Origin of the sequence: Curtobacterium sp. SGAir0471 (genome assembly GCF_005490985.1) — a bacterium.
Lineage (GTDB): Bacteria > Actinomycetota > Actinomycetes > Actinomycetales > Microbacteriaceae > Curtobacterium.
In genome coordinates this window covers 2,934,411-2,959,400 of sequence record NZ_CP027869.1, presented here as the reverse complement: position 1 = coordinate 2,959,400, position 24,990 = coordinate 2,934,411, and the positions used below count along the sequence as shown (strand labels likewise).

The window sequence follows — 24,990 nt, the reverse complement described above, 5'->3', positions numbered from 1 at the left end:
GCGGGCGGCGCCGTGCAGGCCGTGACCGTGCGCCGGGCGGGAGGCTGGTGGCGGGCCGGCACCGAGCCTCCCGTCCGGTGGGTGGTGCTCGGCGTACCCGCGGTGCCAGGATTCCGTCAGCACCGGTCCCCCCGACCGGCGCTCGGGACGGGATCGGCGAGGGAGACGGACATGGCCGGAGTGTTCAGCGACGCGGAGCGCGCCGCGATGCAGCAGGCGGCGGAGGAACGGAAGGCGACGCGCGGGCTGAAGGGCGCTGCGAAGCGCGAGGCCGAGCGCGAGGCCTGCACCGCGGCCATCGAGGCGCTCGAGGGCTTCGACCAGACGCTGGCGTCGCGGTACCACGTCCTCGTGACCGAGGTCGCCCCGGAGCTCGACCCCAAGACCTGGTACGGGTTCCCGTCCTATGCACGGGACGGCAAGGTCGTCACGTTCGTGCAGCCGGCGTCGAAGTTCGGTGCGCGGTACGCCACGGTCGGCTTCCAGGAGGACGCCAGGCTCGACGACGGGCCGATGTGGGCGACCTCGTTCGCCGTCGTCGAGTGGACCGACGAGGTCGAGCAGCGGCTCCGCGAGCTGGTGCGCCGGGCTGCCGGCTGACGCCCCTGCGCCCGGCGGTGCAGCGGCGCCCGCTGCTGCAGCCGTGCGCGCTGACCCCGCCGGCCGTCACTCGTAGCGGAGCGCGGTGACCGGGGCTGCGCGGACGGCGCGTGCCGCCGGCCCGAGTGCCGCGGCGAGCCCGGTGCCGGCGGCGCCCACCACGACGACGACCACGAGCCAGGCCGGCACGACCGGGGCGATGAGCTCCGCGCCCTTCGTCGCGCCGAGCAGCGTGTACGCGCCGGCCCAGCCGTACGCGGTGCCGAGCAGCCCGCCGAGCACGACCGCGACCGCGACGGTGATCGTGGTCTCCGCGAGGACGAGTGCACGGACCTGCTGCCTCGTCGCACCGACGACCCGCAGCAGTCCGAGCTCGCGCCCGCGCTGCGCGATCGTCAGGGCCGTGACGACGACGACCCCGGCAGCGGCGATGACCCCGGCGGCACCGACGAGGCCGGTGAACATGACCGCGAGCTGGTCGAACTGCTCCTGGATGCCGCGGTAGTACTCGGGGTCGTCCGCGGCCTGCCCCTGGAGCATCACCGCGTAGGTCGAGAACCCGACGGAGAACGTCGCCATGAGCGTCACCGCGATGAGCAGTCCGACCGTCGCCCGGGCGGTTCGTCGGGGTGCCCGGAGCGCGTTCCTCGCGGCCATCGCCGGCACGACCGACCGGCTCGCGGCAGCCGCCGCGAGACGCAGCACGGCGGGCAGCAGCACCGGCGCCGCGACGACGACGCCCGTGAACGACACCGCCCCGCACGCCACCGCGAGGAGCAGGGAGTCGACGGTCGTCGCGCCGAGGACCACCGCGCCGCCGAGCCCGACCGTGCCGAGCAGGACGAGCGAGCCCGCGGTCACCGTGCGCCCGACCGAGCGGGTGGCGCCGGCGGGGGCCTCGACCTCGGCCTCGAGCGCACGGAGCGGGGAGATCGTGAGCACGGCGCGGGAGCCGATGCGGAACGCGACCGTCGTGATGCCCGCGACCAGGAGTCCGATCGGGACGAGCGAGGGCGGGGCCACGACCCCGAGCGGCGGGAGCGTGCCGGAGACCGCGGCGACCGCCAGCCCGGCGTCGGCGGCCGCGGTCCCGACGACCGTGCCGAGGGCGGCGCCGACGAGACCGCAGGCTGCTCCGGTCCGGGTGACCTGCCAGCGGAGGTGCTGCCCGGTGGCGCCGAGGACGCGCTGCAGCCCGAGTGCGCGCGTGCGGCCGGCGATGACCGTCGCGCACGTGTTCGACGCGACGACCGAGCTGACGTAGAGCGCGATGCCGATGAACACCCACGCCACGACGGGCAGGATCGCGGCCACCGTGGCGCTCGACCCCGTGCGCGCGCCGAGCTCGACGATGCGGTGAGCGGCCTCGGCGCCGGTGACGACGACGGCGCCGAGACCGGCGGAGAGGGCCGCGACGCCGACGGTCGCCCGGTGCTCCCCGCGCCCGGGTGCGTGTCCGGGTGCACGGCGGCCCCGCTCCGTCGCCGCAGGTCGACCGTCTACCGCTCGGTGGCGGCCGCGCGGGCGAGACACGTCAGGACCCGCCGTCGCCCGGGTTCGGCGTCCAGGCGATCCACCGGTCGCCCGTCGACGTCATCGACCACGGGCCGCAGCGCAGCACCTCGGTCGCTCCGTACACGTCCGGCGCGTCCTCGACGTCCATCGTCGGTGCGGACTGCCGCGGGGCGGTGCTGCAGGCGTCGTCGGTGACACCGTCGGTGCTCGTGAAGACCAGCGTGGTCGGGGTCGTGTCGGAGGCCTTGCCGCCGGTGCCGGCGACGGAGGTGATGTCGCGGGCGTCAGCGGGCAGCCAGTCCGGCGCCGCGTCGAGGTCGGCGCGGGTCGCGGCCTCGGAGGTCACCCGGTCGTGGGCGACGTCGCCCAGGGCGGAGCAGCCGGAGAGTGTCAGCGCGCCGAGGGCGAGCACACCGAGGGCCAGGGGCGTGGTGATCGTGGAGCGGAGCATGTCGAGCCTTTCGTGTCTGACCCGATCACAGCGCATCCACCATCCGCAGGGATCGGCACAGCGGAGGACCGACGTGCTCCTCCGGGATGACATCCGGCACTGCGCCTACTCGAACATCGCCCGGAGGTCGGCGTGCGGGTCGCCCTCGTGAACGTGCGCCGACGGCGGTTCCGGCCAGTGCGTCGTGCCGTCGTCCGGCCAGCAGGGCACGACGTGGAAGTGCAGGTGCGGCACGCTCTGCCCGGCGTCGGCTCCGGAGGCCTGCAGCAGGACGGTCCCGGTCGCGCCGAGGGCCCCGCGCATGGCGAGGCCGACCCGCCGCGCCAGTGCCGTGCAGGCCGCGAGCGAGGTGGGGTCGGCGCTGAGCAGGTCCGCGGTGTGCGCGACCGGGACGACCAGCGTGTGCCCGGGAGCGAGGGCCGACCCCGGGAGCGGGGCGAAGGCGACGGCGTGCTCCTCGCGCTCCACCCAGGTGGCCGGTCTCCGGTCGGCGATGATGCTGCAGAACGTGCACGACTCCATCGCCCCAGTCTGACGGACGACGCGATGTCGTCCGCTCGGTGGACGCGGGGTGACGGTGCCGGTCCTAGCGTGGGGTGCTCGACGACGGAGGAGGACCACGTGTTCGAGAACTTCGCAGGTGCCCACCTGCTGCTGATCGCGCTGCTGCTGGCCCTCGACGTGCTGGCGCTGGTGCAGGTCTGGCGCGACCGACGCCGGAGCGACGCGGTGAAGATCGTCTGGACGCTCGTCATCGTCCTCGTGCCGGTCGTCGGCGTGCTCGGATGGGCGGTGAACTGGCTGCTCGGGAAGGCCGCGGACGGTCTGCAGCGCGCGAACCGCTGACCACCTCACCGGTCCGGACCGCACCGGTGGGCTGTGGTCCCGGACCGGGGGACAAGAACCGCACAGCCTGCGGATCGGGCTCGGGGCGCGGCCTAGCGTGGGATCGTCATGGCAGCCGAACACCGCAAACCCGTCGAGCCCGATGCGGCTCCCACCGTCGCGCACCACACCGCGCACCACGCCGCGACAGCCGAGCACCCGTCGGCGCCGCAGGACTCCCGCCAGCAGCAGGACCCCGAGCAGCAGGACCAGGGTCGACAGGGCGACGCCCCGGACCCGAACCGCTGGAAGGCGCTCGTCATCTGCCTGCTCGGCGGTGGCATCGTCCTGCTCGACGTGTCGATCGTCAACGTCGCGCTGCAGTCCATCTCGAGCGGCCTGAGCGGCGCGACCCCCGAGGCCGTCCAGTGGATCCTGTCCGGCTACGCCCTGGCCTTCGGACTGCTGCTCGTCCCCGGTGGTCGTCTGGGTGACGCGGTCGGCCGCCGACGCATGTTCGTCGCCGGTGTCGCGCTGTTCACCCTCGCGAGCGCGCTCTGCGGCTTCGCCCCGAACGGGCTCGTGCTCGTCATCGCACGACTCGTGCAGGGTCTGGCCGGCGGTCTGCTCACCCCGCAGGTCACCGCGCTCATCCAGCAGCTGTTCCGCGGCAAGGAACGCGGCACGGCCTTCGGTCTGTTCGGTGCGACCGTCGGCATCGCCACCGCGATCGGCCCGCTCGTGGGCGGCCTGCTCATCACGGCGTTCGGTACCGAGAACGGGTGGCGCTTCGTCTTCTTCGTGAACCTGCCCGTCGGGCTCGTCACGATCCTGCTCGCCTTCCGGTACCTGCCCACCACCCCGAAGGCCGAACGAGGGCGGAAGCACGACTTCGACCCGGTCGGCATCCTGCTGCTCGGTGCCGCGGTCGTCGCGCTGCTGCTGCCGTTCGTGCAGTCCGAGCAGTGGAAGAGCAACGCCAAGTGGTGGCTCGTCGTCGCCGCGGTGGTGTTCGCGGTCCTGTTCGTGCTCTGGGAGCGCCGCTACGGCCGGGAGCACGAGCCCGTCATCGACCTCGGCCTGTTCCGTCGCCGGTCGTTCTCGCTCGGCGTCGGCCTGGCCACGGTCTACTTCGCCGGCTTCACCCCGCTCTTCTTCGTCCTGACCCTCGCGCTGCAGTCGGGCCTGCAGTACTCCGCGCTGCTCGCCGGTGTCGCGTCGGTGCCGTTCGCGATCGGCTCCGGCATCGCGTCGACGATCGGCGGTCGGATCGTGCACCGCTTCGGGCGGCAGCTCATCGTGGTCGGCACGGTGCTCGTCCTCATCGGGCTCGGCGCGGTCATCTGGGTCGTCGCGGACCACTACGGGCCGGACCTCGGCTGGTGGCTCGTGCTGCCGCTCCTGGTCGCCGGCATCGGGTCCGGCCTGACCATCTCGCCGAACCAGACCCTCACGCTCTCCGAGGTCCCCGTCCAGCAGGGCGGTTCCGCGGGCGGCCTCATCCAGGTCGGCGCGCGGGTCGGCTCAGCGATCGGCATCGCCGCCGTGGGCAGCGTGTTCTACTCGTCGCTCGCGAGCACGAAGGGCGACTACTCGCAGGGGCTCCCGCTCGGGCTCGGGGTCTCACTGGTGTTCGTGGCAGCGGCGCTCGTCGCCGGGATCGTCGATGTCGTGGTGGGGAGGGTCCGCGGGACGGAGGCGTCCGTCTGAGCGGACGGGGCCGCCGCGCGGTGAGCGGCTGACGGACGGGAGGCGCGGTGCCAGCAGGTGCCGCGCCTCCCGTCCGTCGGGTGCGTGCGTGCGCATCGTTTCCGGAGCAATCCTCGTGGACTGCTTGTCTTCCTAGCGGCGGTCCGCCAGCATGTCCCCAGAAGAGCGGACAGCCGCCGACGGGGGACCTCACCAGCTCCCGCCGTGTCGGACCGGCCCACCACCGGCGTCCGCACGCACGGATCAGGAGCAACGATGTCAGGACAGTCCAGCGCGCCCGCTTCACGGCGCACGAAGGTCGCGGCGCTCGTCGCCGGCGGCGCCCTCGTCGTCGGCGGGGTCGGGTACACGCTCGCGTCGTGGACGGACACCGAGTGGGTGTTCGGCGGCAACGGGACCGGAGGACCGGGGATCGCGACCTCCACCTTCGAGGTCGAGCAGAACGTCACGGGTGCGCTCGATACGGGTTGGACGCAGGCGGAGACCGCTCCCGGGCAGGAGATGACGTTCACACCGGACGCGATCGCGCTCTCGCCGGGCGACACCACCTACGCTTCGGTGGTGCTGCGGACGACGCAGGATTCGATCGCGGGCACGGTGCGACTCTCGGCGGTCCGGTCGATGCCGGTCGCCAGCGGCCCGGCGAATGCCGGACTCCTCTGGGAGGCACTCGACGTTCGGGTCGCTGCCACCGCTCCGCAGACCGCCTGCGCGGCTTCGACCTTCGCGACCGCCACCGTCGTGGCGGACGGGCCGCTCGCCACGTCGGTCGCTTCGACCGCGCAGCGGCTCGGAGCCGCCAACACGTCGCCGCAGCGGTACTGCTTCGAGATCTCACTGCCGCAGACACCGCGTATGCCAACCGGCGTGCCGGTGGAGGCGTTGCAGGGCCTCGCGGTGACGCCCGCGTGGGAGTTCTCCGCCGAGTCCGAATGACCCGGGCAGCAACAGTCAGCGCAGCGGGAGCGTCGAGGGACACTCCTCCGCGCGAGCGGCCGACGCTGTTGCACCGGGTGCGCGCCGTCGTCGTCGCGGTGGCGGGCATCGTCGGTTTCCTCTGCGTCGGGTGGTGGGCGGTCGCGGCGACCACGGGACTGTCATTCGTGGTCGTCACCACGGGGTCGATGAGCCCGACCATCCCCGCAGGGGCGGTCGTGGTGACCGAACGGGTCGCGGCGGCGGACGTCCGTCCGGGGCAGGTCGTCACCGTGCCGCGGCCGGGGTCGCCGCTGCCCGTGACCCACCGCGTGGTCGCCGTCGACCGGGTGCCGGGGGACACCGCCGCGCGCTCGCTGACGACACGGGGTGACGCGAACGACACCGTCGACCGCGATCCGTCGGTCGTCCGGGAGGCCCGACGCACCATCGCCTCCGCTCCCGTGCTCGGGCACGTGCTGCAGTGGTCCTCGACACCCGCTGCCCGTGGGCTCGCGGTGGCGACCGTCGGCCTGCTCATCGTCTGGTCGTTCTGGCCGGCGCGACGCGCAGCCGGTGGTGGTGATGGTCCCGGTGACGGTCCCGGTGACGACGAGCGTGGAGCGCGGGGATGAGTCCGCGGCCGGGCTCCCGTGCCGGTGCTGCGGCTGCCGGCGCGGTCCTCTGCGCCGTCCTCGGACTCGGCAGCGGCGGTGCTGCCGTCGCGGCGGGCTGGCAGGCGGTCCCCGAGACCGGTGAGCCCGGCGGACTCGTGCTCGAGGCCTCGCCGTACCCGCTGCACGCACCCGATCTGCGACCCGGACGACCGGCGTTCTGGCAGGTGCACACCCGGGTCGACCGGGCCGGACCGATCAGCACCGAGGTCGAGCTCCGTCGGGAGGGTGCCCTCGTGGAGCACCCGGACGGGCTGCGGGTCACCGTGACGGCGTGCGAGCGGCCGTGGCGCGGACTCGACGCCGCGCCGGTCTGCGACGACGGACAGCGGGTCCTGTCGATCGAGCCCGGGGAGCCCGACTCGCTCCGTGTGCCGGTCTCCGACCCCGACGGTGACGGATCGACCTGGTTGCTCGTCGAGCTCGCCGTCGCCGGAACCGTGGGCGCATCGGCCGACGACGCACTGATGGGGCTCGAGGCGTCCGTCGGGCTCGGGGTGACCGCGAGTGCGGAGGACCCCGTCGCCGGCTCGTCGTCGATCGACGGGCGCGACGCAGGGCGGCCAGGACGATCGACGGCGTCGACGTCATCGGCGTCGCTCACCTCGCTGGCGTTCACCGGTGCGGCCTTTGCGGCGCCGCTGTTCGTCGCGGCGGCACTCGTGCTCGTCGGAGTGGCGGTCCGGCTGCGGCGGACGGCGGCATCCGGCGACGGGGGCGTGCGATGAGGCCCCAACGAGCACGCGGGGCGCGCCGCCGTAGCCCTCGCCACCGTGCCCCTCGGCGTCCAGCGGTGCTGCGTGACCTGCGCCGTGGTCCTGGCGCCGTGCTGGTGGCGATCCTGGCGGTGGTCGGGGCGACCGCCGCCGTGGTGATCCCGGCCCCCACGTCGACGACCGCCTCGTGGCAGGACGCCGAGTGGGTGCACGGCGACGGTGCGATCGGGACCTCGTCGTTCTCGTGCGGCGAGGACGTCGGCTACACGGCGAACTCCTCCAGCCGGTTCCTCGGCGGGAGCGTGGCGGGGCAGGACCTCGGGGCGGTCGCGGACCTGCGCGGACTCGACGTCACGAAGACCGGCACGCAGGGCGTCGCCGTCAGCCCGGCGACCGCGCCCGAGATCACCCGGACCGAGACCACCGCCGCGTACGGCAACCCGCTCGACGTCGGCGTGCTCGGCAGCGTCGCCGGTCTCGACCTGACCGGACTCGGCACCGGGCTGCCCGGAGGATCGGCCGGAGCCGTGAACCAGGTCGCGACGTCCGTCGCCACGGGGAGGTCGGTGGCCGCGTCCGGGCTCGTCAGCGACTCCGGGGGCGTGCTCGTCACCGACACCACACCGACCGAGGCGCTGCCGGAACCGGCGACGCTCGACCTCGGGCAGGCCCTGGCCGGGGTCGCCGACCTGCAGAACATCTCGGACGCCGGACTCGAGGTCGGGGCAGTCGGCTCGTCGGCGCAGCTCGACGGCTGCGACCTGCTCGAGGACGAGGTGTGGGGGACCGCGAGCGGTACCGCTCCCGACGCGCCCACTGTCCGACCCGCACTGCTCGCGGCGACGGGGACCACCACGACTGCTGCTGCTGCTGACCGTGAGTCACAGCGGGTGACACGTGACTACGGGATCGCAAGCCTCGACCTGCGCATCGACAGCCCGCTCGTGCGATCGCTGACGTCGTCAGTGGACGCCACGGTCCGGACGCTCGATGCCGCCGTCGCAGAACAGAGCCGCGGTCTCGCCGGTCTCCTGACCGACGAGGTCGAGGTCGGCCTCGCGGGGATCGTCCGCATCGGTCTGGTCGAGGGGACGGCGTCGATCACTGCCCCCGACCTCGCTACGGTGCTCGCACCGGTCCTCCGCGAGACGCTGACCGACGGCGTCGTGACGGTCGACCTCGGTTCCGGGCAGGTCCGAGTCGACCTCGCACACCTCGCGGGGAGCCCGGGCTCCGGGCTCAACGGCCTGCCACCGAACACCGAGCTCGTGCTCGACGACCGGATGGTCGGCGACCTGTCGGGTCGGGTCGGCACGCTGCTGGACGGCTGGACGAAGCGCGTCATCGAGCAGGTGACGTCACTCCTGGCGTCGGCACGGGTCCAGGTGCAGCTCGACGTCGGGTCGGTGAAGGTGTTGGGGATCCAGGCGCTCAAGCTGGAGCTGCGCCTGGACGCGTCGCTCGGGGCAGTGCTGTCGGGTACTGCACCGTTGACGGTCACGCCGCGATTGATCGGCATCTCCCTGCTCCCCGGCGTGCTCGACGCGCTGACGGCGCAGCTCCGCGACGTCGTGAGCTCCGCAGCGAGGACCCTCGTCGCGGTGGCCGCTCCGCTCGGGACCACGCTCGTGAACATCGCAGGAACCCTCGTGGCCGGTGTGACCCCGGTACTCCGGGCACTCCCTGCGCTGCTGTCCGTGCAGGTCAACGTGCAGCGCGACGTCCCGGGATCCCGAGACGGTCGGTACGCCCGGACGGGCAGCTTTTCCGTGACGGCGATCCGCATCGGAGTGCTCGGAGCGGGCAGCGGCACCCCGCTCGCCCAGGTGGACCTGGCGTCGTCGACGGTCGGGCCGAACCTCGTCGACCTCGGCGCCCCGCGGTCCTGACGGTGCTCACCGCCGTGGTGGCCCGGCGTCGGCGGACGGGCTCGGCACGGGGGCTGGCCGACGGCGTCCCGGCTCCGCTACGGTCGCGGTACGCGGACCGTGGGGTCTGCGATCGACCAGAGGGGGCACCGTGACGACGGACGAGCGTGCGCAGGAGACCGGCCGGCCGACGCGGCGACCGCCGGTGGTCACCGCGGCAGTGGCGATCTGGGCGGTCGTGCTCGTCGTGCGGGTCGTCACCGTCGCGATCGGTGCGGTGCACCTGGCCCTCAGTGAACCCGGTGCGCTGCCCGCGGCACTCTTCGGCGGCGTGCTCGGCCTGGGCATCTGCGCGCTCCTCGCCTGGGCCACGCTGCTCGTGTGGCGCGGCTCCGGCACCGCGCGCGTCTGGCTCGGGGTCATGGGAGCCTTCGCCGTGGTGAACGTGGTCGTGGTGACGCTCACCGGGAACGCGAGCTGGCTGACGCTCGAGGCGGTCGCCGTGATCGCCGCCGCCGTGCTGCTCTGGCTGCCGTCGGCACGTCCCTGGTTCCCCCGCACCGAGCGACGCCCGCGCGTGCAGGAGCCGAGGACCATCGGCTGGGACCCGCAGACCGGGGAGCGGATCACGGAGCCGCACGAGGTCGCCGACCCTCGCTGACGCCGTCGCGCTCGCGAGCGCCTCTGCAGAGCCGACCACGGCCGGCTCACCGGCACCGCGACGGACGGGAGGCGAGGCGCCCGCTGGCACCGCGCCTCCCGTCCGTCTCGACGTACGTTCCGCGACGTTGCGGCTGTCGAACGACAGCCGTCATGTCGCAGGGTGCGCACGCATCGTGTGCGTGTGCATGAGGCGACAAGACCGTTGTCGAACGACAGCCGTCTTGTCGCAGTACCCGCGCCGCCGACCGCCCGCGCCTCACACGCCGGCGGGCACCGCCACCCGCGTCAGCCGCACCGGCACGGCCTTCGACACGGGGGTGTTGCTGCCCTTCGCCGCACTGTCGAGCGGCACGAGCACGTTCGCCTCGGGGAAGTACGCCGCCGCGCACCCGCGAGCGCTCGGGTAGGCGACGACCCGGTAGTCCCGGAGCACCCGCTCGACGTCGTCGTGCCACACCGTCTCGATGTCGACGGTGTCCCCGTCCGCCAGCCCGAGCTCGACCAGGTCGTCCGGGTTCACGAAGACGACGTGTCGGCCCTTCTTGATGCCGCGGTACCGGTCGTTCAGGCTGTAGATCGTCGTGTTGTACTGGTCGTGCGAGCGCAGGGTCTGCAGCAGCAGGGTGCCCTCGGGGCGATCGACGTGTTCGAGCTCGTTCACGGTGATCATCGCCTTGCCGGTCTCCGTCGCGAAGGTCCGCGAGTCGCGGGGTCCGTTCGGCAGGACGAAGCCCTCCTTGCTGCCGGCGCGGCGGGAGTAGTCGTCGAAGCCCGGCACGACGTGGCTGATGTGGTCGCGGATCACGTCGTAGTCGTCGCGCATGGCCTGCCAGTCGACGGGCACGCGGTCACCGAGGGTGGCCTTCGCGAGCTCGCACACGATCGCGACCTCGGACAGCAGGCCGGGCGCGACCGGCGGGACCTGCCCGTGGCTGCCGTGCACGGAGCAGACGGTGTCCTCGACGGAGACGAACTGCGGGCCGGCGGCCTGCACGTCGATCTCGGTGCGGCCCATCGTCGGCAGGATCAGGGCCTCCTCGCCCACGACGGCGTGCGACCGGTTCAGCTTCGTCGACACCTGGACGGTCATCTCGGTCCCGCGGAACGCGGCCTCTGCGAGCTGGCTGTCCGAGATCGCGGCGACGAGGTTGCCGCCCATCCCCATCCAGAACTTGATGTCCCCGCGCTGCATGGCCTCGATGCCCTTGAGCGCGTCGACGCCGTGCTCCCGCGGCGGCTCGAAGTGGAACTCCTCCGCCAGGGCGTCGAGGAAGCTGTCGGGCATCTGCTCCCAGATGCCCATGGTCCGGTCGCCCTGCACGTTGCTGTGCCCGCGGATCGGCGACGCACCGGCGCCCGGGCGGCCGATGTTCCCGCGGAGCAGCAGGAGGTTGATGATCTCCTTGATCGTGTCGACGGCCTTCGTGTGCTGGGTGATGCCCATCGCCCAGGTGATGATCGTCCGCTCGGAGTGCAGGTAGCGCTCGGCGAGCTCGTCGATCTCCTCGATGGTGAGCCCGGTGGCGCGGACGACCTCGTCGTCGTCGACCTGCAGGATGTGCTCGACGAACGCCTCGTACCCGCTCGTGTGCGCCTCGATGAACGCGTGGTCCACCACTCCGGGTGTCTTCTGCTCGGCGAGCACGACGCGCTTCGCGAGCGCCTGCAGCAGCGCCATGTCGCCGCCGAGCCGGATCTGCAGGAACTGGTCGGCGATCTGGGTGCCGTGCCCGATGACGCCGCGGACGCGCTGCGGGTTCTTGTAGCGGCGGAGGCCGGCCTCGGGCAGCGGGTTCACCGCGACGATCTCGGCGCCGTTCTTCTTGGCGTCCTCGAGCGCGGTGAGCATGCGCGGGTGGTTCGTTCCGGGGTTCTGCCCCATGACGATGATGAGCTCGGTGTGCTCGAAGTCGTCGTAGGCGATGGTCGACTTGCCGATGCCGACGACCTCGGCCATCGCCAGGCTCGTCGACTCGTGGCACATGTTCGAGCAGTCGGGCAGGTTGTTCGTGCCGAACGCCCGGACGAACAGCTGGTACACGAAGGCGGCCTCGTTCGAGGTGCGCCCGGAGGTGTAGAACGACGCCTGGTCGGGGGAGTCGAGCCCGTTGAGCTTGTCGGCGATGATCCGGAAGGCCCGCTCCCAGCTGACCGGCTCGTAGTGGTCCTTGCCCGCGGGCTTCCACACGGGTTCGGTCAGGCGTCCCTGCTGCCCGAGCCAGTACTCGGTCTTGTCCGCCAGGTCGTGGATCGAGTGCTCGGACCAGAAGGTGCGGGGCACCAGGACGGGCGTCGCCTCCCACACGACCGCCTTGCCGCCGTTCTCGCAGAACTCGGCGGTCTTCCGCTTGTCCGGGTCCGGCCAGGCGCAGCTCATGCAGTCGAAGCCGCCCTTCTGGTTGAGCGACAGCATGAGCTTGGCGGTGCGGGCGGCGCCGAGCTGTTCGAGCGCGGGACCCATCGAGTGCAGGACCCCGGGGACGCCGGCGGCCCAGTCCTTCGGTTCGCCGACGGTCATCTCGGCGTCGGTCACGTCGTCCTTCGGGGGCTGTTCGGTCACGGTGCGCTCACGGTCTCTCGAGGGGCGGGTGCTGGTTCGGTGATGCGTTCGGGGCGGCTGTAGACGACCATGCTCTGGCCGCGCAGGAAGCCGACGATGGTGATGCCGACCTCCTTCGCCAGGTCGACGGCGAGTGAGGACGGGGCGGACACGGCGGCGAGCACCGGGATGCCCGCCATCGACGCCTTCTGGGTCAGCTCGAAGCTCGCCCGACCGGAGACCATGAGGACGGTGCCGCTCAGGGGCAGGCGCCCCTCCTTCACGGCCCACCCGACGACCTTGTCGACGGCGTTGTGCCGGCCCACGTCCTCGCGGAGCACGAGCATCTCTCCGGTCGTGCCGTCGAACAGCGCCGCCGCGTGCAGCCCGCCGGTCTTCTCGAACACGTCCTGGGCCTCGCGCAGGCGATCGGGGAACGTCGCGAGCAGTGCCGGGTCGAGCACGAGGTCGTCGTGGTGCACGGCGTGCTGCGAGGTCGTCCGCACCGCGTCGATGCTCGCCTTGCCGCACAGGCCGCACGAACTGGTCGTGTAGAACGCCCGCTCCAGGCTCGGATCCGGTGCAGGAACACCGAGGGCGAGCGTCACGTCGAGCACGTTGTAGGTGTTCAGCCCCTCGTCCGTCGCACCCGCGCAGTACCGGGCGGCGGCGAAGTCGTCACCGCGGGCGATCACGCCCTCGGACACCAGGAACCCGGCGGCGAGGTCGACGTCGTTGCCGGGTGTCCGCATCGTGATCGCGAGCGAGTTCCCGCCGACGCGGATCTCGAGCGGCTCCTCGACGGCGAGCAGGTCGTCACGCACCGACCGGGACGTCGCGACGGTGATGCGGGTGACGCGCTTCCGCGCCGTGATCCGGCTCATGCTCCGGGTCTACCACCCCTGCCCGGCACCCGCCAGGGCGGTGCGGTTCCCGCCAGCGCGGCTGAGCCGGTCCTCAGACCGCCGGGTCCGCAACCGTCAGACCCACGGCAGCCGGACGGGAGGCACGTCCTCGCCCGCCACGCCGCCCCCGGCCGGCACGATCATCAGTCCGTCCGCGTCTGCCAGCCCCCGCAGCATGGCCGACGACTGGTGGGACGCCGGCATGGCACCCTCGGGTGTCGTCCGGTGGGCGAGCACCAGTGCGCCCGGTCGGTCGTTCGGCACGTCCACGGCGAGCCGGACCGACCCCGTCGGTTCGAGCGGTCGCCCGAGCAGACCGGCGACGAGCGGTCCGCCGAGCAGCACGAGGCCCACCATCGCGGCCATCGGGTTGCCGGGCAGGCAGAGGTACACGGTGGTGCCCCGGCGGGCGAGCAGCATCGGGCGCCCGGGCCGGACGTCGACGCGGTCGACGAGCAGCTCGGCGCCGATGCGGGCGAGCGCGCCGCGGACGTGGTCAGTCGAGGAGCCGGCGGTGCCACCGGTCGTGACGACGATCCGCTCCTGCGCGGCGTCGAGCACCCGGGCGGTGCCGTCGGCGTCGTCGGCCACGCGCTCGGTGGCGACCGGGTCGGCCCCGAAGGTGCGGAGCACGGACGGCAGGGTGTGGGTGAAGACGTCGCGCACCTGTCCGGGTCGCGGGATGCCCGCGGCGACGATCTCGTCACCGAGCACCGCGACCCGCGCGGTCGGGACGGGCGCGACGAGCACGTCGTCGACGCCGGACGCCGCGGCCAGCGCTGCACGCGGCGGGGTCAGCACGGAGCCGGCGGGGAACAGCACCTGGTCGCGGGAGACCTCCTCGCCGGCCGGTCGGACGTGACGACGCGCGGACGACGTGTGGCGGACCAGGCGGCCGTCGTCGTCGACGGAGGCGTCCTCGGAACGCACCACGGCCTCCGTGCCGGGTGGTACCGGCGCCCCGGTCGTGACCGGACGGGCGTGCCCGACGGCGAGCGGCTCGTCAGCGGGGACCGCGCCCGCGACGATCGGTGCGCCGAGCACCCACGGCCCAGGCCCTGCGACGGCCCACCCGTCCATCGCGGCGCCGTCGTGGCCGGGCACGTCGGCACGGGCGAGCAGGTCAGCGGCGAGCGTCCGTCCGAGCGCCGATGCCAGGTCGAGTCGGACCGCTCCCGACCCGGGGTCGGCGCCCGCGGTGTCGGCGGCCAGACGGGCGCCCTGCTCGTGTGCCGCGCGTCGGGCCTCGGACCAGGACGGCAGGACCAGCGTCACCGGGCGTCGGGCCCGGTGGAGCCGTCAGCGTCCGCGGAGTCCGCTGCGGCCCCGTGTGCCAGCGCGAGCCGGGTCGCGGTCGCGGCGGCATCGGCCAGGTCGGCGCTCGACCCGCCGCGGAGCCCTGCTGCGTACCCGACCAGGAAGGTCGTGAGCGGGGCGGCCGGCCGGGCCACCCCGTGGGCGGCGTCGCGGGCGAGGTCGAGCACGACGTCGCGGTCGAGCGTGAAGTCCTCGGGGAACCCGAGCGCCTCGGCGAGCTCGGCGGTCCAAGCGGCGAGGACGTCGTCAGTGGTCATGCGGTCAGTCAAGCAGTCGGGCGGTCGCCGTGGCCCGCGTGGCGTCCGCCGGTTCGTCCACGTCCGCACAGAGATCGGCGGGCAGTGGGACCTCGACGAGCCGCAGGCCGGCCGTGAGCCGTCGGACCGCTGCGCCGGTGGGGTCACCGAGCTCCCGGACCGCGGCACGCAGGGCGTCCGAGCGGTAGAGCGCGAGCAGGGGTTGACGACGTCCGTCCTCGTCGACGGCGATGAAGCCGTCGACGTCGGCCTCGTCGTCCGCCGCCCCGAGCAGCGCGTCGACCGCCCGCTCGGGGCGCACGAGGTCGCACGCGAGCACGAGCGTCCACGGCGCTGGCGCGGCGACCGCCGCGAGCCCTGCGGCGATGCCGGCCACCGGTCCGCCGAACGGCGGGTCCTCACGTGTGACGACGACCCCGTCCGGTGCGGTCCGGCCGTCCCGGAGCCCGACGAGCACGACGATGCGGGCGCGGGCCGCCGCGGCGACGGCGTGGTCCGACAGCGCCAGGCCGTCGGCGATGAGGGCCGTCTTGTCGATCCCACCCATCCGTGACGCTCGGCCCCCGGCGAGCAGCACGGCGTCGTGCGGCACGACTCCCGGGACGGTCATGCGGGAACGCTCCGCACCGCTCCGCTGCCGCCGCGCACCCAGCGTTCCTCGTCGAGTCCCGTGCCGGGGTCGACCTGCGGTGAACCCTGTGGTGCGAAGCCGTGGCGGGCGTAGAAGCGCTTGGCTCGTCCGTTCACCGAGAAGACGAGCAGGTGGGCAGCCGCCCGCCCGAGAGCAGCCTCGAGCAGCTGGTCCGACACCCCGGTGCCCTGCACGGCCGCATCGAGGTAGAGCGTGCAGAGCTCGGTCGCGGGCAGACCGGGCTCCGCCGACGGCGCTGTGCTCGACACCCCGACCACGACGTCCTCGGCACGCACGAGCACGACGCGACGCTCGCCGCGGCGGATCCGTTCGGTCCACCGCGCACGTCGGTCGCGCGACCTTGCGGCGTCGAGGAACGCGTCGGGGACGAGCCCCCGGTACGTCTGCTCCCATGCCCGGACCTGAAAGGCCGCGACTGCCTCGGCGTCGTCAAGGTCGGCCACGCGGATCTCCATCGCTCGATCCTGCCCTACCCGCGTCGTCTCAGGAGCAGCGCTCGAGTGCGAAGGACGTGGTGCCACCGCCGAAGGACCTGCCGGACGCCGCGTCGGCGAACGTCGAGCCCCAGCGCTGCACCACCCGGCAACCGAGGTCGGCACCGGCACGGCGGACCGGGTCGGTAGCGGCCGTGCCCGACGCGACGACGAGCAGGTGCGTCCTGCCCGAGCGGACGATCGACTCGACCTGGGCGGCGGTGAACACCGGGACCCGGCCGGAGAACCCGCCGTCGGTCAGGACCTCGTCGCCGGTGTCGCCGATGACGTCGGCGGCGATCCGCCACGAGTCGGTGAGGAACAGCGGTGCCCCGTCCTGACCGCCGCCTGCGCGCTCGGCGGCATCGACGAGGGCTGCCTCGTCCGACGGCAGGCGGGTGTGGCCACCGACGACGTCCGGTGCGGAGATCGTGAACGGCGCAGGGCCGGACGACCGACCTCCGGCCGACCAGCCGCCGGTGCCGCCGCGGCCGAGCGCGAACGCCCGGTCCGGGGTGCCACCGCCGCGGGCGAAGGCACCCTGCCCGACGCCGACCGACGCGTCGCCGCCGCTGCCGTCCCGCGCCGCGTCGAGGACCTGCAGCGAGAAGCACGCCGGCCCGAGCACCACCGCGGCCACGAGTACGCCGGCCGCCGTCCGACGCCAGCGGGTCGACGGCGCCGTCGGGTCGCTCCGACGCCAGCGGACGACGAGCACCACGAGCGCCACGACGGTCACGCCGACGGCGATCGTGCCGAGGAGCGCCGGCTCGGACGAGGCCCGCGCCAGCCACGCCCACCAGGCGCCCTGGACCACGAGCAGGCCGACGGGCACGAGCCGCAGCCGGCGGTCGGCCGCGTCCACGAACCCGGCTGCGCCCCACCAGCCGAGCGCGCCGAGGGCCGCGAGCTGCGCGCCGATCCCGGCGACGTACGCGGTGTGCGGGAGTCGCAGGACGGACAGCACCGCCACCGCGGTCACCAGCCAGACGACCAGGGCGACGAGCGTGGCGGCGGGGAGCAGTGCCTCCCGGCCGGGCCGACGACGCCACCACCGGGCCGCGCCGATGCCGATGCCGGTGAGCGCTGCGGGCCACGACCAGCCGACCTGTGACGCGTACCGCGGCGAGAAGAGCTGGAGCAGCGAGTGGTCGCCACCGCCCCGGCCGGCGGTCGCCGTGCGCCACGCGTCCGCGACGTGCGTGCCGGCGTGTCCGACGGCGGCGCCGAGCGCGCCGACCGCTCCGGGCCACAGTCCGGGGAGGAACCGGTCGACGCCGTTGTAGCCGAAGACCATCGCGAAGACGCTGTCGTCGGTCGACCCGTCGAAGTAGGGGTGGTCGCCCGTCGGCAGCAGCCCGAGCACCACCGACCAGGAGAGGCTCGCGACGACCGCGGCACCGACCAGCGCGGCCACGTGTCCCGCGGCGCGGCGCCATCGCCGTCCCGAGCCGGCGGTGGCGACCACCGTGGCGAGCACGAGGGCGGGCAGCACCAACCAGGCCTGCAGCATCTTCGCCTGGAAGCCGACGCCGACGAACAGCCCGGCGAGCAGCAGCGGCCACCACGTCCGGGTGAGCGCGGCGCGCTGCCACCAGACCAGCGCGACGGCGAGCGACATGGTGAGGAGGCCGTCCTCCATCGGGTGGCCGAACATCGACACGAAGATCGGGGTGCTCGCGGCGAGGGCGGCGGCGACCAGGCCGGCTCGGGCGCCGAGCCAGCGGAGCGCGACCACGGAGACGGCGAGCGTCGTGACCACGCCCTCGATCACCTGGGGCAGCGCGAGCGACGCCGTGGACATGCCGAACAGGTGGATGCTGATCGCCTGGGGCACCGCGAAGCCGGCGAGCTTGTCGAGGGTCACCGTCGCACCGGGGTCGAACGAGCCGGACAGGAACGCGGGCAGCGACTCGGACATCGAGCGTGCTGCGGCGGCGTAGAACGACGAGTCGCCGCCGCGGGCGAGGTTCCAGCTCGACAGGACGGCGCCGAGCACGACGATCGCGACGAGGGTCGCCCGCTGGGCGACGGTCTGGTGCCACCACCGAGCAGGGCGTGCGGTGGCGCGGTCGCCCGACGTCGGGGCGGGGTGAGTCGAGTCCATGCGCTGAAGATCGCGCCGGAGTCGATGAAGGAGCCTGGGGCAGCCGGTCCCCAGGACTCCGGTTCGTTCAGGAGCGGTACCAGGATGCCGGTCGGTAGTGTTCGGGGGGTCGTCGGCGCTCGCCGTGGTGCTGTCGCTCGCTGCGGTGGTGGCGGGCGCGGTCGGCAGCAGCGCTCGACGGACAGACGGGACAGCGCGCTCCTGACACCGGGACACCGTCCTGCTATGTTCGGCCGCACAACAAATCCCATCGACATCGACGTCGACGGGTGCCGGGGAGCAGCCATGGACACCCAGCAGTCGGACTCTCAGCAGTCGGACACCCAGCAGTCGATCGCCCACCGCACGGGCACGACGGTCCTGACGGTCGTCGACCACCACGGCACGCCGCTGCCGGACGTCGGGGTCACGGTCGAGCAGACCCGGCACGCGTTCGGCTTCGGCAACATCGGCTTCGACTTCGTCGCGCTCGCGAACGACGAGGTCGACGGCGACGAACGGGAGCACCTCGAACGGCTCGCCGACCTGTACACCGACGTGTTCACCACCGCGACGCTCCCGTTCTACTGGGGCACCTTCGAGCCCGAGCGCGGACGACCCGACACCGCCCGGCTCCGCCGCACCGCCGAGTGGTTCCGCGAGCGGGGGATCGCGCGCAAGGGCCACCCGCTCGTCTGGCACACCGTGCAGCCGGACTGGCTGCTCGGGCTGCCCCTCGACGAGGTCGAACGGCTGCAGCGCGAGCGCATCCGCCGCGAGGTCTCCGACCTCGCCGGGCTGGTCGACACGTGGGACGCGATCAACGAGGTCGTCATCATGCCCGTGTTCGACAACGGCGACAACGCGATCACCCCGCTCGCCCGGGCGAAGGGCCGCATCCCGACGATCCAGATGGCGTTCGAGGAGGCCCGCGCCACCAACCCGCACGCGACCCTGCTGCTCAACGACTTCGACCTGTCGAGCGCGTACGAGTGCCTGATCGAGGGCGTGCTCGAGGCCGGGGTGCAGATCGACGCCATCGGGCTGCAGACCCACATGCACCAGGGCTACTGGGGCGAGGAGACGATGCTCGCGATGGTCGACCGGTTCGCTCGGTACGGCCTGCCGCTGCACCTGACCGAGACCTCGCTCGTGTCGGGCGACCTCATGCCCGCGCACGTCGTCGACCTGAACGACCACCGGGTGGACTCGTGGCCGTCGACGCCCGAGGGTGAGGCGCGGCAGGCCGACGAGGTCGAGCGGCACTACCGGAGCCTGGTCGGGCCCCCCGCGGTCGAGGCGGTGACCTACTGGGGCATCACCGACGCGGGCGCCTGGCTGGGCGCGCCGATCGGGCTGGTGCGCGAGGACGGGACGCCGAAGCCGTCCTACGAGGCGGTGCGCCGGCTCGTCAAGGAGGAGTGGTGGACCGGGCCGACCGTGCTCCGCACGGACGAGCGCGGGCAGGTGCGGGTGCGCGGGTTCCGCGGGGACTACCGGGCGGACGCGCGGGGCGCGTCGACGGCGTTCGCCGTCGGACGGGACGCCACGGAGCACGAGGTGGTCGCGCCGACGACGTGACGACGTGACGACGTGACGGACGGGAGGCGCGGGGCGGGCCCGCCACGCGCCTCCCGTCCGGCACCGCTCGCGCTGACCGACCGACCCGATCTGACCCGGACCGGCCCGGCCCGACCGCGTCGTCGCCTCCGGCGTACCGTCCGTCGTGGCGCGCGGCGGCCGCGCGTCGGACAGGAGACACGGGATGTCCGGGGACGCGGGAACGGACGGGCTGGTCACGGCGCGACTGATCGGCATCGAGGAGCACTGGATCTCGGAACCGGTCGACCGAGCGCTCCGGGGCATGACCGGTGACGACCGCGACGCCAGCCTCGTGCTCAACGACCACGGCGACGTCCGTGCACGGTTGACCGACCTGGCGGAGCGGCGGCTCGCCGCGATGGACGAGCAGGGCGTCGACGTCCAGGTGCTCTCGCTGGCCCCGCCCGGCGCACAGGTCCCGAGCACCGCCGACGCCGTGGCGCTCGCCCGCGACGCGAACGACGAGGTCGTCGAGGCGATCCGTGCGCACCCCGGTCGGTTCCGGGCCATGGCGACGCTCCCGCTCGCGGACCCGGCAGCCGCCGCGGCCGAGCTCGAGCGAGCCGTCGCGCTCGGGCTGACGGGCGTGATGACCTACGGCCGGGTCGGCGACGTGACGCCCGACGACCCGCGGTACGACGACCTGTGGGCGGTGGCGTCGCGCCTGCACCAGCCGGTCTTCATCCACCCGCAGGTGCCGCCCGGCGCCGTCCGCCGAGCCGCGTACTCGGGGCTCGGCGAACCGGTGGACCTCGCCCTCGCGACGTTCGGGTGGGGCTGGCACCTCGAGGCGGGGACGGCCGCACTCCGGCTGATGGCGAGCGGTGCCCTCGACCGGCACCCCGACCTGCAGCTCGTGCTCGGGCACTGGGGTGAACTGCTGCTCTTCTGGCACGGTCGGGCCGACGGCATTGCACGGACGGCGGGGCTCGACCGGTCGGTCACGGACTACCTGCGCGAGAACGTCTGGATCACCGCGTCGGGCATGCTCGACCCGGCGCTGCTGCGGCACGCACTCGCCGTCACGTCGGTCGACCGGCTCGTGTTCTCGACCGACCACCCGTTCCAGTCACCGACCCGCGAGCAGGTCGACGGGTTCCTGGCGGAGCTCCCCGACGACGCGGCGCGGGAGGCGTTCGCGTCGGGCAACGCGCGGCGGTTGTTCGGGCTCGGCGACCAGGGATGACGGATCAGGTGCGCGGAGCTCCTGCGGTCGCCGCGGAGCGGCGCGCAGCCGAGTCGAGCGACGCTCACGCGGAGCGCTGCTCAGCCGAGGTCGAGCGCCCGGCTGAACGTGCGCGTGACGGGCGGAGCAGCGACGATCGCGGCGAGGGCCCGCGGGGCGCCCTCGTCGGTGGCGCGCCAGGCGACGTAGGCGTCGTGGTCGGCCGGGGTCGTCCACCGCTCGAGCACGACGAGGTGCAGCGGGTCTGTGTCGTCGACCAGGACCTCGAGGGACTCGTTGCCCGCGAAGGTGGCCGTCTGGGCGAGGGTCTCGCTGATCGCGGACTCGATGGTGTCCTGCGCGACGTCGTCGCGCAGCTGGACCTCGAGGAGGACCGTCTGGGTCATGGGTGCACCTTCCGTCAGCGGCGCCCGTCGATCGGGCGTCGCACGACCCAACACGCGAGCAAGGCGCGGTGTTCCGCGTCGCTCCGGGGAAGTGCAGAACGCAACGTCGGCGACGGTCCGCAGCGGTGGACCGTTGCGTGGAACCGCCGAGGTTGCGTCCCGCGGAGGCGCTCGCGACACATGTCGAGAAAAAGCTTCCGCAGGAAGGTTTTGAGTGTTACTGTCCTGCTCACCTACCAGCACTAGGTATTCAGAGGGCACCCGCCCCCGATGGCTCGAGGAGGAGTCATGTCGACACCGACGTCGAAGGAAGAACCGCAGTCCGGTCTCGCCGGTACCGCGAACCCGCCGGTCACCGCGGCCGCCGGAGCCACGAGCGCCGACCCCGCAGCGGCATCGCGGGCGTTCTCGGTCGAGGGCCTCACGCAGAGCGTCAGCACCGTCCGGGTCGGCCCGAAGTACCTCTGGGCGCTCAGCCTCGCCCAGTTCGGCCTCTTCGCCGCACTGCTCACGCCGGTGTTCGTGAGCATGTCGATCAAGGCGACGGTGCTCGACCCGGACAGCCCCGAGACGATCGTCGGCTCGGTCCTGCCGTTCGGTGCCCTGGGCGCCCTGCTCGCCAACCCGCTGGCGGGAGCGCTCTCCGACCGCACCCGCACCCGCTGGGGTCGTCGTCGGCCGTGGATGGTCATCGGCGTCGTCGTCTTCGTCGTCGCCCTCGCCTGGCTCGCGTTCGCGCCGGACGTGCTGCAGCTCACCATCGCGTGGGTGCTCGCCCAGGTCGCCGCGAACGCCGTCCTCGCCACGCTGACCGCGAGCTTCGCCGACAACGTGCCGGAGTTCCAGCGCGGCAAGGCCTCGAGCGTCATCGCCCTCGCGCAGAACATCGCGATCCTCGCCGGCCTCTACCTCGCCGTGTACCTGGTCGGCAACCTGCCGGTGCTCTTCATCGCGCCGGGCATCCTGGCGATCGTCGTGATCCTCGTCTACGCGGTCGTCGCCCGCGACGAGCTCCCGGCCACCACCAAGCCCTTCAGCTGGCTCACGCTCATCGCGTCGTTCTGGACCAACCCGATCAAGCACCCCGACTTCGGGCTCGCCTGGTGGGGCCGGTTCCTCATCACCTTCGGCACGTTCATGTTCACGACCTACCGCCTGCTCTACATGCAGGAGCAGATCGGGATCAAGGACGTCGCCGAGGCCACCGCGACCGTCGCCTTCGGCGTGCTCCTCTACACGGTCGCCCTGCTCGTCAGCGCCGCGGTGTCCGGTTGGGTGTCGGACCGCGTCCGTCGCCGCAAGGTGTTCGTCTGGGGCTCCACGGCGCTCACCGCCGTCGGCCTCATCATCCTCGCCCACGTCGAGTCGGTCGGCGGGTTCTACTTCGCCGAGATCGTGCTCGGCTTCGCCTACGGCATCTACGCCGCGATCGACACCGCGCTCGTCGTCGACGTGCTCCCCGACCCGGAGCGCCCGGGCAAGGACCTCGGCGTGATCAACATCGCCAACGCCCTGCCGCAGTCGCTCGCCCCGGCGGTCGGCCTCTTCCTGCTCGGCATCGGCGGCGGCCAGAACTACACGCTCATGCTCTGGGGCGCCGGCGTCGCCGTGCTCCTCGGCGCGCTCGTCATCCTCCCGATCAAGAAGGTCCGGTGACCACCGTGGCACCCCGCATCTCGCTCCAGCTCTACACGGTCGACAAGGCCCTCGCGCCCGACCTCGACGGAGGCGTCGCACGCCTCGCCGCCATCGGGTTCGACACCGTCGAGGCGTTCGCCTTCGTCGGTCGCGCCGCCGAGCTCCGGACGGCCTTCGACGCGCACGGCATCAGCGCCCGCACCGGTCACGCCTTCCTGGTCGAGGAGACGATCCCGCTGCCCGACGGCACCGTGATGACCGCACCGTCGCACGCCGAGACCTTCGCCGAGGCGTCGGCCCTCGGGCTCGAGATCGTCATCGACCCGTTCGTCGGGCCCGACCACTGGACGACCCGCGAGGGCGTCGAGCGGGTCGCCGCCCGACTGAACGCCGCCGCCGAGGAAGCCGCCGCCCACGGCCTGCGCGTCGGCTACCACAACCACGACCACGAGCTCCGGCCCCGGATCGACGGGAAGCCCGCGCTGCGGGTGCTCGCCGACCTGCTCGACCCCCGCGTCGTGCTCGAACTCGACCTGTACTGGGCGTCCGCCGCGGGCATCGACCTGGTGCCGTTCGTCGAGGAGCTCGGTGACCGCATCGTCGCCGTGCACGTCAAGGACGGCCCGATGCGCGAGGGCATCTCCACCGCGCAGGTGCCGACCGACCAGACCCCGGCCGGGCAGGGCGACGTCCGTCTGGCCGAGGCGCTGGCCGCGGCGACCGCGCTCGAGTACGCCGTCATCGAGTTCGACGGCTTCGACGGGGAGATCTTCGACGGGGTCGAGCAGTCGTACCGCTGGCTGCACGCCACGCTCGCCGGATCGGACGCGACCGCCACGACGGGGGTGTCCGCATGACCCGCACGGGACGCGTCGGCGTCGGCTTCATCGGCGCCGGGATGATCAGCGAGCAGTACCTCACGAACCTCACGACCTTCCCGGACGTCGAGGTGGTCCGCATCGGTGACATCGACACCGAGCGCGCCGCGGCGACGGCGGCGAAGTGGGGGATCCCCGCGTCCGGCACGGGCGACGAGGTGCTCACCGACCCCGACGTCGAGATCGTCGTCAACCTGACCCTGCCCGCCACGCACGTCGAGGTCTCCACGGCGGCACTCCGCGCCGGCAAGCACGTCTGGAGCGAGAAGCCGATCGGCGTCGACCGCGCGAGCGCCGCCGGGCTCGTGGCGCTCGCCGACGAGCTCGGCCTGCGCCTCGGCATCGCGCCCGACACCGTCCTCGGCGCCGGGTGGCAGACCGCCAAGCGCGCGATCGAGGCCGGCGCGATCGGCACGCCGCTCACCGCCGTCACGAGCTTCCAGTGGCAGGGACCGGACGTGTTCCACCCCAACGCGTCCTTCCTCTACGCGAAGGGCGCCGGCCCGCTGTTCGACATGGGGCCGTACTACTTCACGGCGCTCGTGCACCTGCTCGGCCCGGTCGCGTCGGTCGTGGCGACGGGGACCCGGTCGCGCGACACCCGACAGCTGGTGGTCGGACCGAACGCGGGGCAGGAGTTCCCGGTCGAGGTCCCGACGCACCTCTCGGTGCTCACGTCGTTCGAGCAGGGCGGGAACGCGCAGTCGCTGCTGTCGTTCGACACCCCGCTCTTCCGGCACGGCGTCTTCGAGGTGAACGGCACCGAGGGCACGATCGTGCTCCCTGACCCGAACACCTTCGGCGGAGGCCACCCGATCCGCATCGCCCGACCGCTCGGCGCGGACGTGTCGTTCCCGATCGAGCAGGAGTGGGAGACCCTGTCCGACGAGGAACCGACGGTCGGCCGCGGTCTCGGCGTGCTCGACATGGCACGGGCGATCCGCGGGGGCGGTGCGCACATCGCGACCGGCGAGGTCGGCTACCACGTGCTCGACACCATGGTGGCCGTCGAGGAGTCGGTCGCGCGCCGCGCGTTCGTCGAGGTCGCGTCGACGGTCGCGCCGATCGCGTCGCTGCCCGAGGACTTCGACCCGCTCGCCGCGACCCTGCAGGCTGCGTCCGCCACGGTCTGAC

General features: G+C 73.2%; 24 protein-coding genes. 13 read left to right on the top strand and 11 right to left on the bottom strand.

Annotation, left to right across the window (positions count from 1 at the left end; all coding sequences use genetic code 11):
- The first annotated feature begins 171 nt into the window (after positions 1-171).
- Positions 172-600, top strand: a complete 429-nt coding sequence (locus C1N91_RS13735; protein ID WP_058727751.1) for a hypothetical protein — start codon at positions 172-174, stop codon at positions 598-600.
- A 66-nt stretch (positions 601-666) separates the two neighbouring features.
- Here C1N91_RS13735 and C1N91_RS13730 read toward each other — a convergent pair whose 3' ends face one another.
- The 3 genes from C1N91_RS13730 to C1N91_RS13720 form a co-directional block, all read right to left on the bottom strand.
- Positions 667-2,133, bottom strand: a complete 1,467-nt coding sequence (locus C1N91_RS13730) for an ABC transporter permease (RefSeq protein ID WP_137768179.1) — start codon at positions 2,131-2,133, stop codon at positions 667-669.
- 1 nt (position 2,134) lies between these two features.
- Positions 2,135-2,566, bottom strand: a complete 432-nt coding sequence (locus C1N91_RS13725) for a hypothetical protein (RefSeq protein WP_137768178.1) — start codon at positions 2,564-2,566, stop codon at positions 2,135-2,137.
- 105 nt (positions 2,567-2,671) lie between these two features.
- Positions 2,672-3,088 carry an HIT family protein gene (locus C1N91_RS13720; RefSeq protein WP_137768177.1) on the bottom strand — a complete coding sequence of 139 codons (417 nt, stop codon included), beginning with the start codon at positions 3,086-3,088 and terminating at the stop codon, positions 2,672-2,674.
- Between the two features lie 99 nt (positions 3,089-3,187).
- Here C1N91_RS13720 and C1N91_RS13715 point away from each other — a divergent pair, with 99 nt between their 5' ends.
- The 7 genes from C1N91_RS13715 to C1N91_RS13685 all read left to right on the top strand — a co-directional run bounded on the left by C1N91_RS13715 (position 3,188) and on the right by C1N91_RS13685 (position 9,935).
- Positions 3,188-3,412 (top strand): PLDc N-terminal domain-containing protein, encoded by a 225-nt coding sequence (locus C1N91_RS13715; RefSeq protein WP_217496436.1) that lies wholly within the window; start codon positions 3,188-3,190, stop codon positions 3,410-3,412.
- A 108-nt stretch (positions 3,413-3,520) separates the two neighbouring features.
- On the top strand, positions 3,521-5,101 hold the full coding sequence (locus C1N91_RS13710; protein ID WP_137768175.1) for an MFS transporter: 1,581 nt from the start codon (positions 3,521-3,523) through the stop codon (positions 5,099-5,101).
- A 255-nt stretch (positions 5,102-5,356) separates the two neighbouring features.
- Positions 5,357-6,037 (top strand): acyl-CoA dehydrogenase, encoded by a 681-nt coding sequence (locus tag C1N91_RS13705; RefSeq protein WP_137768174.1) that lies wholly within the window; start codon positions 5,357-5,359, stop codon positions 6,035-6,037.
- 77 nt (positions 6,038-6,114) lie between these two features.
- The gene (locus tag C1N91_RS13700) at positions 6,115-6,651 is read left to right on the top strand and encodes a signal peptidase I (RefSeq protein WP_175416034.1); all 537 of its coding nucleotides are present in this window, start codon (positions 6,115-6,117) and stop codon (positions 6,649-6,651) included.
- Positions 6,648-7,418, top strand: a complete 771-nt coding sequence (locus C1N91_RS13695) for a hypothetical protein (protein WP_137768172.1) — start codon at positions 6,648-6,650, stop codon at positions 7,416-7,418. The genes C1N91_RS13700 and C1N91_RS13695 overlap by 4 nt, the downstream gene beginning before the upstream one ends.
- Before the next feature lie 65 nt (positions 7,419-7,483).
- On the top strand, positions 7,484-9,295 hold the full coding sequence (locus C1N91_RS13690; protein ID WP_175416033.1) for a choice-of-anchor G family protein: 1,812 nt from the start codon (positions 7,484-7,486) through the stop codon (positions 9,293-9,295).
- Between the two features lie 130 nt (positions 9,296-9,425).
- A complete protein-coding gene (locus C1N91_RS13685; protein ID WP_137768170.1) occupies positions 9,426-9,935 on the top strand; it encodes a hypothetical protein in 510 nt (169 codons plus the stop codon).
- Positions 9,936-10,193: 258 nt separating this feature from the next.
- On the opposite strand, the gene C1N91_RS13680 is transcribed toward C1N91_RS13685, so the two are convergent.
- The 7 genes from C1N91_RS13680 to C1N91_RS13650 form a co-directional block, all read right to left on the bottom strand.
- A complete protein-coding gene (locus tag C1N91_RS13680; RefSeq protein ID WP_137768845.1) occupies positions 10,194-12,455 on the bottom strand; it encodes an FdhF/YdeP family oxidoreductase in 2,262 nt (753 codons plus the stop codon).
- A 38-nt stretch (positions 12,456-12,493) separates the two neighbouring features.
- On the bottom strand, positions 12,494-13,360 hold the full coding sequence (gene fdhD / locus C1N91_RS13675; RefSeq protein ID WP_058727334.1) for a formate dehydrogenase accessory sulfurtransferase FdhD: 867 nt from the start codon (positions 13,358-13,360) through the stop codon (positions 12,494-12,496).
- Between the two features lie 96 nt (positions 13,361-13,456).
- Positions 13,457-14,656 (bottom strand): molybdopterin molybdotransferase MoeA, encoded by a 1,200-nt coding sequence (locus tag C1N91_RS13670; RefSeq protein ID WP_137768169.1) that lies wholly within the window; start codon positions 14,654-14,656, stop codon positions 13,457-13,459.
- Positions 14,653-14,955 carry a DUF6457 domain-containing protein gene (locus C1N91_RS13665; protein ID WP_137768168.1) on the bottom strand — a complete coding sequence of 101 codons (303 nt, stop codon included), beginning with the start codon at positions 14,953-14,955 and terminating at the stop codon, positions 14,653-14,655. Before C1N91_RS13665 ends, C1N91_RS13670 begins: the two co-directional genes overlap by 4 nt.
- Before the next feature lie 4 nt (positions 14,956-14,959).
- Positions 14,960-15,565, bottom strand: coding sequence for a molybdenum cofactor guanylyltransferase (gene mobA, locus C1N91_RS13660; RefSeq protein ID WP_137768167.1), 606 nt, complete (start codon positions 15,563-15,565; stop codon positions 14,960-14,962).
- The gene (locus C1N91_RS13655) at positions 15,562-16,062 is read right to left on the bottom strand and encodes a GNAT family N-acetyltransferase (protein WP_137768166.1); all 501 of its coding nucleotides are present in this window, start codon (positions 16,060-16,062) and stop codon (positions 15,562-15,564) included. The genes mobA and C1N91_RS13655 overlap by 4 nt, the downstream gene beginning before the upstream one ends.
- A 28-nt stretch (positions 16,063-16,090) precedes the next feature.
- A complete protein-coding gene (locus C1N91_RS13650) occupies positions 16,091-18,187 on the bottom strand; it encodes an ArnT family glycosyltransferase (RefSeq protein WP_137768165.1) in 2,097 nt (698 codons plus the stop codon).
- Positions 18,188-18,472: 285 nt separating this feature from the next.
- On the opposite strand from C1N91_RS13650, the gene C1N91_RS13645 reads away from it, so the two are divergent.
- A complete protein-coding gene (locus C1N91_RS13645) occupies positions 18,473-19,747 on the top strand; it encodes an endo-1,4-beta-xylanase (protein ID WP_137768164.1) in 1,275 nt (424 codons plus the stop codon).
- Positions 19,748-19,931: 184 nt separating this feature from the next.
- Positions 19,932-20,954: an amidohydrolase family protein gene (locus C1N91_RS13640; protein ID WP_137768163.1), complete on the top strand. Its 1,023-nt coding sequence runs from the start codon at positions 19,932-19,934 to the stop codon at positions 20,952-20,954.
- An 80-nt stretch (positions 20,955-21,034) separates the two neighbouring features.
- Here C1N91_RS13640 and C1N91_RS13635 read toward each other — a convergent pair whose 3' ends face one another.
- A complete protein-coding gene (locus C1N91_RS13635; protein ID WP_137768162.1) occupies positions 21,035-21,340 on the bottom strand; it encodes a putative quinol monooxygenase in 306 nt (101 codons plus the stop codon).
- A gap of 288 nt (positions 21,341-21,628) precedes the next feature.
- Between C1N91_RS13635 and C1N91_RS13630 the strand changes: the two genes are divergently transcribed.
- Genes C1N91_RS13630 through C1N91_RS13620 form a run of 3 tightly spaced genes read left to right on the top strand, consistent with a single transcriptional unit; the run spans position 21,629 to position 24,989 of the window.
- Positions 21,629-22,996 carry an MFS transporter gene (locus C1N91_RS13630; protein ID WP_137768161.1) on the top strand — a complete coding sequence of 456 codons (1,368 nt, stop codon included), beginning with the start codon at positions 21,629-21,631 and terminating at the stop codon, positions 22,994-22,996.
- Positions 22,993-23,835, top strand: coding sequence for a sugar phosphate isomerase/epimerase family protein (locus tag C1N91_RS13625; protein WP_254678262.1), 843 nt, complete (start codon positions 22,993-22,995; stop codon positions 23,833-23,835). Before C1N91_RS13630 ends, C1N91_RS13625 begins: the two co-directional genes overlap by 4 nt.
- Positions 23,832-24,989 (top strand): Gfo/Idh/MocA family protein, encoded by a 1,158-nt coding sequence (locus tag C1N91_RS13620; protein ID WP_137768160.1) that lies wholly within the window; start codon positions 23,832-23,834, stop codon positions 24,987-24,989. The genes C1N91_RS13625 and C1N91_RS13620 overlap by 4 nt, the downstream gene beginning before the upstream one ends.
- Position 24,990: the final 1 nt, after the last annotated feature.